General features: G+C 51.7%; 7 protein-coding genes. 2 read left to right on the forward strand and 5 right to left on the reverse strand.

Features of this window, described 5'->3' with window-relative positions:
- Positions 1–27 precede the first annotated feature (27 nt).
- Both AACY82_RS13985 and AACY82_RS13990 read left to right on the forward strand, forming a co-directional pair.
- Positions 28–3,948, forward strand: a complete 3,921-nt coding sequence (locus tag AACY82_RS13985; protein WP_339617460.1) for a cadherin-like domain-containing protein — start codon at positions 28–30, stop codon at positions 3,946–3,948.
- A gap of 51 nt (positions 3,949–3,999) precedes the next feature.
- A complete protein-coding gene (locus tag AACY82_RS13990) occupies positions 4,000–4,329 on the forward strand; it encodes a hypothetical protein (RefSeq protein ID WP_339617461.1) in 330 nt (109 codons plus the stop codon).
- Between the two features lie 16 nt (positions 4,330–4,345).
- Here AACY82_RS13990 and AACY82_RS13995 read toward each other — a convergent pair whose 3' ends face one another.
- The 5 genes from AACY82_RS13995 to AACY82_RS14015 all read right to left on the reverse strand — a co-directional run bounded on the left by AACY82_RS13995 (position 4,346) and on the right by AACY82_RS14015 (position 11,634).
- Positions 4,346–6,256, reverse strand: coding sequence for a LapD/MoxY N-terminal periplasmic domain-containing protein (locus AACY82_RS13995; RefSeq protein WP_339617462.1), 1,911 nt, complete (start codon positions 6,254–6,256; stop codon positions 4,346–4,348).
- A gap of 39 nt (positions 6,257–6,295) precedes the next feature.
- Positions 6,296–6,874 carry a transglutaminase-like cysteine peptidase gene (locus tag AACY82_RS14000; RefSeq protein ID WP_339617463.1) on the reverse strand — a complete coding sequence of 193 codons (579 nt, stop codon included), beginning with the start codon at positions 6,872–6,874 and terminating at the stop codon, positions 6,296–6,298.
- Positions 6,875–7,140: 266 nt separating this feature from the next.
- Positions 7,141–7,335 (reverse strand): hypothetical protein, encoded by a 195-nt coding sequence (locus AACY82_RS14005; protein WP_339617464.1) that lies wholly within the window; start codon positions 7,333–7,335, stop codon positions 7,141–7,143.
- Positions 7,336–7,398: 63 nt separating this feature from the next.
- The gene (locus AACY82_RS14010) at positions 7,399–8,643 is read right to left on the reverse strand and encodes a ribonucleotide-diphosphate reductase subunit beta (RefSeq protein WP_339617465.1); all 1,245 of its coding nucleotides are present in this window, start codon (positions 8,641–8,643) and stop codon (positions 7,399–7,401) included.
- Positions 8,644–8,718: 75 nt separating this feature from the next.
- Positions 8,719–11,634 (reverse strand): ribonucleoside-diphosphate reductase subunit alpha, encoded by a 2,916-nt coding sequence (locus AACY82_RS14015; protein WP_339617466.1) that lies wholly within the window; start codon positions 11,632–11,634, stop codon positions 8,719–8,721.
- Positions 11,635–11,928: the final 294 nt, after the last annotated feature.

Below are 11,928 nucleotides of genomic sequence, written 5' to 3' on the forward strand. Positions count from 1 at the left end.
GTGACGACCGAAACCTTCACGATCAACGTGACCAACGCCAACGACAACCCGGTGGTGCTGATCGACAACGACAGTGACGCGAACAGCGTGTCGGAAAGCGCGAGCAATGGGGCGACGGTGGGCGTGACGGGTCTGGGCACCGACGCGGACAGCGGCACGAGCGTGAGCTACACCCTGGCGGACGACGCCGGCGGTCGGTTCGCGATCGACGCGAGCACGGGCGTGGTGACGGTGGCGGATGCGAGCGGTCTTGACTACGAAAGCGCGAGCAGCCACGACATCCAGATCACCGCGACCAGCAGTGACGGGAGCGTGACGACCGAAACCTTCACGATCAACGTGACCAACGCCAACGACAACCCGGTGGCGAATTCCGATGATTTGCTTGACGGTAACGAAGACACGACCAGTGCGGTGCTGAACAGCGATATGCTGAGCAATGATACCGACCTGGATGGCGACATGCTGAGTATTACCCACATCAACGGCACCGCACTGACGGGAGGCGTGCAAAGCATTACGGTTACTAATGGCACCGTGAACGTGGACAGCGCGGGCAACATCACCTTCACCCCGGCGTTGAACTACGTGGGCGATGTGAGCTTCGAATACACCGTGAGTGATAGTAACGGTGGTAGCGATAGCGCGATCGTTGGCGGGACCATCGTGAACGTCAATGACGCGCCGGTGGCGGTCGATGATACTGTGCTTACCTCCGAGAATACTCCTATCACTTTAACTGTAGCGGATATTGTTACTCCCAACGACACAGATGAAGATGGTGATACTTTAACCATTAGCGGTGTCGGTAATGCGGCCAATGGCTCGGTTGTATTGAATGGCGATGGTAGCGTGACGTTTACGCCCGATACAGATTTTACTGGTGAAGCGACCTTTGATTACACGGTTAATGATGGAAATGGTGGGACGGATACAGCGACTGTAAGGGTGAATGTTCCAGGGTTGCGTGATAACGCTGGAGAGGTTTATGAGGAAGCTTTGTCGACCGGCAGTAATAGTAGTAGCAACGCGGAGACGACATCGGGTAATTTGCTGTCCGATGATCTCGCTTTACCAAGTGGTGCTTTATCATTGTCTGTTAGCATTGTGGGTGGCACGGTAAACAATTCTGTAATGGGACAGACAGTTGTTACTACCGCAGAAGGTAATGTATTGATTGTTAATACAGATAATACGGACGCTGGTTTTGGTGATTACACTTATACATTGCTCAACCCCATCGATCATAATTTAATCCAGCAAGACTTCACGCTTGGAGCGGAAGGCTGGTCTGGTAGTGGCGTTAGTCAACAGCTGGGGCAGCTACGAATAGCTAGAGATAGCACCGCGACGCAAACATTTAGTTTTGGCTCGGAGATGGCAGGGAAGCAGGTGGTGTTAAGCTTTGATCTCAATGTCAGCGGTGGCTGGGATACCTCAGGCGGATCTCGCGATTATTTTAATGTTTCTGCAAATGGCGATTTGGTGAACTCAAGTTCTCCCGCAGATGCTAGTACGTCGAGAATATCGACAACGCTTACCTTGGATGGCAATGGTGAAGCTGTTATAACGCTTAACGCAGATACAACAGCAAATAGTGAAATAGCCAATATTGACAACTTGTCTATTACCGCCGTGAACCTAACAGACCAATTTACTTATACGCTGGATGATGGCGCGGGCTTTGTGGAAAGCGCTAATCTTAATGTAGCTATTTACGACGATCTTGCTGATACTCCACGGGATTACGATGAGTCAACTACTTTTACGGAAGATCAAGACTTAAGCGTTGGCACATTTAATTTGCTGGATAATGCTACACCGCAATCAGGTAGTAGTATCTCCTCTGTGTCTAACCTGACTTTGTTTGTGAATGGCGCCGATGCAGCTGCTGATTTTACCATTACTAGCGGATCGGCCGGTTCTGGTGAAGCGGCTCGTTATAGTTTTATTCATAACGATACCTTTGCGAGTGCAGAACTTGTGGTTTATGACAACGGCGATGTCACTTGGGAGAATGGTTATGAAAACCTATTTGACTTTATGTCTCCTGGGGATATGGCGCAGCTGCAAATTAGTTACGTGACCTCTGTTGGCGGCACATCAGATTCTTCTATTGCGACCTTGAATATATCGGGTGTGAATGATGGTCCGACAGCGGTAACCGATTCGGGATTGACGTCTGGTGGTTTCGCTTCTGAGTTTTGGGTTTATAACGAAGGAGAAGATGGGCCAAACCTAGAGTCTGTGGCTCAGGTAATAGGCTTTACCGGAAGCAATACACCTGATGCTACTTTTATTTCTACCGGTTTATCTTACAGTGTGGTTTCTGGTGATTCTGATTACCGGGCTAACCTCGGGTCGAATAATCATTTGGAAGATTGGCTGGCCGATGGTGGCGATGAGGGCTCTGTCGTTAGAAATACCACCGAGAGCTCAGGTGACGCGATTGTTCGTTTTGCCGGTGTCTTCGAGGTGGAAACGGCGGGGCAATTTACCCTCGACATAACACACGATGATGGCTTTATTGTTTTTATTGATGGTGTGGAGACCTTTACGGCCGACTTTATTACATCGCCAAGCAATTTTGTGCAAACCACCAATTTGTCTGCAGGCTCTCACGACGTTGAGATTTACTATTGGGACCAAGGTGGGGAGTATGTTTTTGATGGCAGTTTGTATGATAGTTCAAATAATGATCTGTGGACGCCGGCAAACCTCTCCTACCGAGGAGCGCCTATATCAACGGAGGAGGATGAAGCGGTTACCGTCGATGTGTTGGCCAACGATTGGGATATTGAAGGTGATAGCCTAACCGTTATCGGTGTAACCAATGGTGCCAATGGTACAGCGAGTACCAATGGCTCGACGGTTGTTTATACGCCGAATGCCGGCTTCTTTGGTTTGGACTCTTTTACGTACACGATCAGTGATGGTAATGGGGGGACGGATAGCGTATCGGTATCAGTTGAAGTGCGCCCGGAAAATAATGCGGCGTTGATTGATTTGGACGGCGATGACAGTTCAGGAAAGTCTGGCTCAGACTATTTTGCTGCTGCACCTCTATGGAATCCTGTTGCGGTAGTTGATTCTGATGTATCAATTACGGATATAGATGGCTCAAGTTTGTTTTCTGCCAAAATTGAAATATTAAATCCTATGGCTGGAGATGAACTTGTTGTTAGTGGTGGCTCTTTGCCTAGCAATATTGGGTTTAGCTATAACGAGATCAGTGGTGTCGGGCTGTTATCGGGTTTTGCCTCACTCGCTGAGTATCAGTCTGCATTGCAGTTGATACATTTAGATAATAATGATTCCAGCGTGACCGGTGATCGCAGCATTGAGATTAGTGTTAATGATGGTAATGATCAAAGTATGGTTGCCACCTCAACCATTAGGGTGACAAACAATGAACAGTCGGGTGATACAACTGATAACGAAATAGATGCAAGTTGGGCTACTGCGGATTCTATAACTTTGCACGGTAATGGTGGAAATGACACCCTAACAGCTGGGTCACTGGATGATGCTTTGTTTGGTGGCGAAGGGGATGACACTCTTATTGGTAATGCAGGCAGCGATGTCTTGATTGGTGGTTTGGGTGCCGACACCTTCGAGTGGAAGCTTGGCGATGAAGGTACGACGAGTGCACCCGCAGAGGATGTTGTTCTCGACTTCTCAACAGATCAGGGAGATAGTCTCGATCTTTCTGACCTGCTGCGGGTGGATGGTGAGGACAATATTACTGACTACCTACACGCTGAATCGGATGGTACGGATACCGTGATACATATTAGCCAGTCGGGTGGTTTTGAGGGGGATTATGCAACACACACAAGTGCCACCGATCAAGTGATTACCCTTGAAGGGGTAGATCTATCTGGCCAAGGCTCTAGCGATCAGATTATTCAATACTTGATTGATGGTAACCATCTATCTATTGATTAGTAACTTGGAGCAATAATGACGGCACCGCTATGCGGTGCCTGAGGGGCAGTTATGTTTGTTAAGCGCGATAGCAGTGGCGCTATTTGTGCCGTGAGCCGTGAAAAGATTGTTGGGGTTGATGAGGCCATTGCGGTTGATGCCGATGAGTTGACGCAGTTTTTACAAGCGTCTAAGCCAGAGGTGCAGCAGCGGCTCGAACAGTCGGATTTGCAAATGGCTCGGGTAATGGAGGACGTGGTTAACTTGCTTATCGATAAGTCGGTTATACGGTTTACGGATCTACCTGTGGCGGCGCAACAAAAATTGTTGAGCCGCCGGGAAGTGCGCGATCAGGTTCACGATAATTTTGTATGGAGTGACGACGATCATCTGTCGCTTTAATGCGCTCGTGATATTTTTATTTAATCCCGGGGCCTGTCGCACCATCGGTATCGAGTGTTGCGAGGCTCCTTTGCTCAGTTTCTGTTATAACGCCCTCGGCGATCATAATCATACCCAGTGAATGTCCGATACGACACAAGCTTTGAATGTAGGAGTGGTTGGTGTCTTGGGTGTCGGCGTCGCGAATAATAGCGCTGTCTATTTTCAAGTAATCCAGGCCGATACCTTGCAGCTCTTCAATACGGGTAAATTCCAACCCTACGTGTTCTAAACCGACTTTGCAGCCTAAATCCCGCAGGGCGCGACAAAACTGTTTTAATTGTGGCATCTGCCGGATAGCGCAGCTCTCGGGAAACTCAATCCATAGAGATGAATTGATATCGGTGGTGTTACTCAATAGCTCAAGGGTCCGTGTGCGAAAGTGGGCATCGCACAGGGAGCTTTCCGAAAAATTAATCGCGCAAGGCAGTTGCTTAGCGCGGATGTCCGCTAGCGCCGAGTTTAAAACGTGTTCATCAATGTGTGCCAGCAGCCCCAACCGACGTGCCCAGCCGACAAAGTAGCCAGCGCTTTGCCAATCGCCATCAATGTGTAGACGCACAGGACGCTCATAGTGAATAATGCTGCCGTCGTGATCTCGTACGGGAAAGTCGCCCAGCAGAATACCATCACTGGTAATGGCCTGCTCAATACTCAAACGCCAATCGGCTAGGTTACGCTGCAAACCTTGAGGCTGTTCAAGTGACTGCACAACAATGCCACGGTTACCTTTTTGTTCGGCAAGTGCTAATAGTCCGTCCAACCGCGATAGCAGCTGGCCTCGGTGTTCACCAATTTCTAACGGACTAGCGGCAAGCGGTAGACCAACGTGCTTGGTATCGATGTTCAGCTCAATGAGCTTGTCGTGCATGTGCTCGCTGAGTGTGTAAGCCGTCTTTTTGAGCTGCTGGGTGCCGGATAATACTAACGCAAAGTCGGTACCATTAAGGCGTCCAGCAAAACCACCTGTATCGTCTTTTGTATATTGGTTGAACGTCCGGCCTAAGCTCGCCAACAACTGGTCGACTTTATCTCGCCCTAGTTTTTGGTTTAAATCGGCAAGGTTAAGTAAGCGCACTAAGTAGATGGCTGTGTCTTGCTCTTGATCTTCTCGCACGGCAGTACTGTCTAGTAACTTTATAAAATGGTCTCGATTGGATAGGTTTGTGAGTGCGTCTTTCTGCGAGGCTACCTGTAAGCGCTCTAGTTTTTGCGTTTCTTTTTCTAGCATAGCCTTAACGCTAGCGGATAATTTATTCATGGCTCTAACTAAGCGGCGTAGCTCGCGGGTTTTGGGCTCGTTTGAGGTGATAAAATGCCGTTGTCCGATAGCCTCTGCCTGAATAACCGCTTGATTAAGAGGGCCGGTAATAAAGCGCAGTATCGCCGTGCCTATTACGCCGCAGACGATAGCCGCTACCAGTAGCCATTGCAGTAGTTGCTTGGTGCTCTGCCAGAGTTTTTGTTTGGCGTAGCGGGAGTGACTGAGTAGCTCAATGGTGCCGTATTGTTGCCAGCCATCTTGTACTTGGGCGACTCCAGGGGACGGGGCAATATTTAACAGGCGGTTAAACCACTCGGGTACTGAGTCAGTGGCAGTGCCTTGATAGTGACGTTCGGCAATCACTTTGCCGGCTGGGTCGGTAAAGCGAATGTATTGATAGTGACCGCTGTCAAACTGTGCCGCAAGTAAAAGCTCTAAAGTGACGGGTTCTTTCGGCATCTGGGTGATCGACAAGGCTAACGAGTTAGCGTTGTCGATGTTCTTAAGCTGTAACTGCTGCTCAAGATACCCTTTGGCGGTGTAGGTGCTGATAAAAAAGCTGCCGCCCATGGCCAATAGCAGTATTAAAATAATACCGATCCAGAGTTGTTTAATTAGCGACATAGTGACTCCCAGTAGGGCGGTTGCATACCGTTGTTAACATTAAAGAAACCCCTCATCACGCATCCGCTGCAATACATCGCGCCAGCGCGATAAACGCGCGGTAGGGTCGGTTTGCGATTTACTGCCACCGAGCCACAGCCCTTGGCTGTTAAAGCTAAACACCGGGGTTAAATCGGGGCGCTCTCGGGCGGGTAGGATGGCGGGGTTGAGGTTATCCAGAATCAAAGGTTCGGCGGTGTTGTTGGCAAAGTAGCCGAGCACCATGTGCGCCTGAGCGCGGTTGCCGAGTTTGGCTTTGACGTAAATCAGTCGTAAGTTGTCCGGGGCGATTCCCAGCTCTAGCAGCGACATATATTTGGCGATACTAAAATCTTCGCAGTCACCGCCGCGCATGCCCATCGTTTGCAGAGGTGTGGCCCAGTAATCTTTGTTGCGCCACAGCAGAGTATCATCGGTAAAGGTAATACTGCGGTTAAAAAAACTATTGACGGCATCCAGCTTGGCTTGGTCTGACTGATCGGCTTGCTCGGCCAATAACCTAAACCACGCGTTTAGCAGCGCCCGGCCATCATCCCCGTAATCGGTTTGCATGCGCTTTAGCAGTTGGTCGCTTTGCAATGCGGTGGTACTAATGGCCAGCAAAAGAAAGAGAGGGGCGATACTTTGACTTAGGCGAATGAAGCTCTGTCTCAATAAACCAAAAGTAACACGGACGCGGCTAGCGCAAGCGCAAAAGCGGGTGCGGCGCGGTGGTGGATTGTTGGTGTTGCGCAGGCTCAAACCATTTAGCTCAGTGTTAGGCTTTGTGCTTGAGTATAACAGCAGCGTGGGCGAGGACGCAGCTGGTTAGAGGTAGAAATGCTTTGAGGGTAATGTTAGCGCGGTTAATGTAGTGTGCGCCGAGATTTGCCTCTTGGCTTGCTTGAGGTGTGGCTCGGCTGCTGCTGTGATGACTCAGATAACTCACTGAGTTGGCGCTTTAAGCGGGTAATAACGCGGCTCATCACCTCAGTGGTTTGTTCAAGTTGGTCTAAAGTAAAAAGCAGCTCTTCGGGTTCGGGGAGGTTGGGTTTGCTCATGGGGAGGTCCGAGGTTAATAAAAACAAAACCCGGGTGAATTTCATTCACCCGGGTTGTCGCGGTTAGTCCCAGCTCAGGGCGCCGCCTGTTTGGTACTCGATAACACGGGTTTCAAAGAAGTTTTTCTCTTTGCGTAAGTCCATGATCTCGCTCATCCAGGGGAAGGGGTTTTGCGCACCGGCGTACTGCTCTTTAAGGCCCAGCTGCGCTAAGCGGCGGTTGGCGATAAAGTGTAGGTACTCTTCCATCATGGCCGCGTTCATGCCCAAGATGCCCCGTGGCATAGAGTCGCGGGCGTAGGCGATCTCAAGCTCAGCGCCTTCGATAACCATTTGCGTCACCTCCTGTTGGAACTCTGCGGACCACAGGTGAGGGTTTTCGAGCTTAATTTGGTTGATGATGTCGATGCCGAAATTTAAGTGCATGGATTCATCGCGCAGAATGTACTGGAACTGCTCGGCGACACCGGTCATTTTGTTGCGGCGGCCCATCGACAGTATTTGGCTAAAGCCGCAGTAAAAGAAGATGCCTTCTGTTACGACATAAAACGCGACTAGGTTGCGCAGCAGCTCTTGATCGGTCTCGGGGGTGCCGGTGTTAAAGGTTGGATCGCCCAGCGCTTGGGTGTGTTTTAGGCTCCATGCCGCTTTTGCCGCCACTGAGGGCAGCTCGCGGTACATGTTAAACACTTCGCCTTCGTCCATGCCCAGCGATTCAATACAGTATTGATAGGCGTGAGTGTGAATCGCCTCTTCAAACGCTTGGCGCAAAATGTACTGGCGGCACTCAGGGTTGGTAATTAGCCGATACAGCGCCAAGACCAAGTTGTTGGCAACCAGGGAGTCGGCGGTTGAGAAGTAACCTAAACTGCGTTTAACGACGCGGCGCTCGTCTTCGGTCAGGCCTTCAGTGCCTTTCCACAGTGAGATGTCGGCAGTCATGTTGACTTCTTGTGGCATCCAGTGGTTGGCACAGCCATCCAGGTATTTTTGCCACGCCCAGTCGTACTTAAAGGGAACCAGCTGGTTGAGGTCGGCGCGGCAGTTGATCATGCGCTTGTCGTCTACCTCGATGCGCTGGGCACCAATTTCTAATTCCTCAAGCCCCGGTGCTACATCCAGCTGCGCGAGTGACTCACGGGCTTTGCGCACCGCGTCGGTTTCAGCGTCGGCTGTCTCGGTGTCAGACGCTTGCGCTGGCGAGGTCTCGGCGGGCTTAGCTTCTGCTTTTGGGGGCTTGGCCATGGCCGCAGGATTTGGTGCGGTTTGGGCGTTTTCTTCAAGGTTAAAATCGTCCCAGCTCAACATGTTGGCGGTATCCTTTTAATCGTACTTTTTAAAAATAAGGCGAGCCACCCGGCCTTAACCGGGTAGCTATTAAACTTACTGACAGGCTTCGCAGTCCGGCTCATCGATGGAACAGGCTTTGGGCACGGGTGCGGGGGCGCTTGCCTCACCGGCGGCCGAGCTACTGGCGGCGGCCGAACCGCTAGCAGCGCCACCGGCTGACACGGCGTTAAGCGAGCCGGTGCTGATGGTCGATTTCTCGGTCGTGGTCGCCGCCAAAGCGCGCAGGTAATAGGTGGTTTTAAGACCCTGGAACCACGCCATGCGGTAGGTGACGTCCAGTTTTTTGCCGTTGGCGCCCGAGATGTACAGGTTCAGGCTCTGCGCCTGGTCGATCCATTTTTGCCGGCGGCTGGCGGCTTCGACGATCCAGCGCGGTTCTACCTCAAAGGCGGTGGCGTATAGCTGCTTGATATCGGCCGGAATGCGGTCAATTTTTTGCAGCGAGCCCTCGTAGTATTTCAGGTCGTTCACCATCACGCTGTCCCACAAACCCAGTGCTTTTAAGTCGCGCACCAAGGATGGGTTGACCACGGTAAATTCACCTGACAAGTTCGACTTAACATACAGGTTTTGGTAAGTCGGCTCGATTGACTGGCTAACACCGGTAATGTTGGCAATGGTCGCGGTAGGGGCGATGGCCATCACATTCGAGTTGCGCATCCCTTGAGTCTTCACGGTTTCGCGCAGGGTGTCCCAGTCGAGGCGTTGGGTGCGATCCACTTGTAGGTAATCGGCGCCGCGCTCGCGGGCGAGAATCTCCAGTGAGTCTACTGGCAAAATGCCCTGGCTCCAGAGTGAGCCGTCAAAACTTGAGTAGCGGCCGCGTTCGGCTGCCAAGTTGGATGACTCGGCAATGGCGTAGTAGCTGATCGCCTCCATTGAGGTATCGGCAAACTCAACCGCTGCCGGTGAGCCGTAAGCAATATGCTGGGTGTACAGAGCGTCTTGGAAACCCATGATACCTAAACCAATGGGGCGGTGACGCAAGTTAGAGGTGCGCGCGGTATCGACCGAGTAGTAATTGATGTCGATGACGTTATCGAGCATACGAATCGCGGTTTTAACTGTTTTTGCCAGCTTGTCTTGATCGAGTTTGCCATCAACAATGTGCTGCGCCAAGTTGATCGAGCCGAGGTTGCACACGGCAATTTCTTCGTTGGCTTTGGTGTTGAGCGTAATCTCGGTACACAAGTTAGACGAGTGTACGACACCGGCGTGTTGCTGCGGGCTGCGCAGGTTACAGCTGTCTTTAAAGGTGATCCAAGGGTGGCCGGTTTCAAACAGCATACCCAGCATTTTGCGCCACAAGTCGAGTGCACGCACGGTTTTGTGAGGCTTAATTTTGCCCGCCGCCGCTTGCTGTTCGTAGTACGTGTAGCGCTCTTCAAAGGCGCTGCCGAACAGGTCGTGTAAGTCCGGTACATCGTTAGGTGAGAACAGGGTCCACTCTTTATCTTCAAACACGCGCTTCATAAACAGGTCGGGAACCCAGTTGGCGGTGTTCATATCGTGGGTGCGGCGGCGATCGTCGCCGGTGTTTTTACGCAGCTCTAAAAACTCTTCGATGTCCAAGTGCCAGGTTTCTAAGTACGCACAAACAGCGCCTTTGCGCTTGCCGCCTTGATTGACGGCTACGGCGGTGTCGTTGGCGACTTTAAGAAAGGGTACAACACCCTGAGAGCGACCGTTGGTGCCTTTAATATAGGCGCCCAATGAGCGTACTGGGGTCCAGTCGTTACCCAAGCCGCCGGCAAATTTACTCAGCATGGCATTGTCTTGCATGGCGCCATAAATACCGTGCAGGTTGTCGGGCACGGTGGTTAGGTAGCAAGAGGATAGCTGCGGGCGCAAGGTGCCGGCGTTAAACAGTGTGGGGGTCGAGCTCATGTAGTCGAACGAGCTGAGCAGCTTATAAAACTCAATGGCGCGCTCTTCGCGGTTGTCTTCTTCGGCCGCTAGGCCCATAGCAACGCGCATAAAGAAGATTTGCGGCAGCTCGATGCGAACATCGTTGCTGTGAATAAAGTAACGATCGTACAAGGTTTGCAGGCCTAAGTAGGTAAACTGCAAATCCCGCTCGGGCAGCAGCGCTTTACCGAGCTTGTCCAAGTCATAATTCAGTAGCTCGGGGTCGAGCAGCTCAAGGTCTACGCCCTTGCGAATATAAACGGGCAAGGCGTTGGCATAATGCTCGTGCATTTCGGCCTGAGTGGCGGTTTCGGCGACACCTAAAAAGCCCAGTGCCTCGGCGCGTAGTTTATCGAGCAGCAGGCGCGCGGTGGCGTAGCTGTAGTTAGGTTCTTTTTCGACCAAGGTGCGGGCGGTAATAACCAGCGAGGTATTGACGTCAGAGAGGCTTACACCGTCGTATAAGTTGCGCATAGCCTCGTCGAGAATCGCTTTGTCATCGACATCTTTTAAGCCGGCACAGGCCTCGGCGACGATGGTGCGAATGTGCATCATGTTCAAGGGGCCGGTAGAGCCGTCTGCATGGGTGACCTGAAGAGTGGGGTAATCAGGGTCGGCCTGAACCGGTGCATCTTCAGGGTGTTTGGTGGCGCGCAGGCGGGCGTGCTCTTCGCGGTACAAAACATAGTCACGAGCGACTTTTTGTTCGCCCGAGCGCATTAAGACTAGCTCGGCCTGATCTTGAATGTCTTCAATGTGCACGGTGCCACCTGAGGGCATACGGCGCTTAAAGGTCGCGGTGATTTGCTTGGTTAGGTTATCCACTGTCTCATGCACACGGCTAGAGGCCGCTGCGGTGCCGCCTTCGACGGCCAAAAAAGCCTTGGTCATAGCCACGGCAATCTTGCTGGCATCAAAGGGAACTACGGTGCCGTTGCGTTTGATGACGCGCAGCTGGCCCGGTGCTGTTGCCTCTAGGTTTTGATCGTTGTCACCGCCTCTGACTGGCGCGGCTTGGGACGAGTGAGTGTCTGTCTGCATGGGTGTCTCCGTGGATAATTCCCTGTTGATATCGGGTACGGCGGGGTGGCCCCGCTAGTAAAATTGTTGTTGCGTTGTGAATACTTACTACGGCCCGTGCCTTAGTGTGCCACTCGTGGCTGGCAGGGGCTGTTTTGTCGCCGGTTGCTACGGTTTGGTTTGTCGATAAATTTGCGCCGGCACATTGCCTGGCTTTCGTTACGCGCCTTTACTGCTGGGCCGTGTAACGTTAATGTCTGTCGTTGCTTATGAGTGACTTGTTAGTGACTCGTTTTGTCGCCACTAATGCGACGG

Origin of the sequence: uncultured Gilvimarinus sp. (assembly GCF_963972205.1) — a bacterium.
GTDB classification, from domain to species: Bacteria; Pseudomonadota; Gammaproteobacteria; order Pseudomonadales; family Cellvibrionaceae; genus Gilvimarinus; species Gilvimarinus japonicus.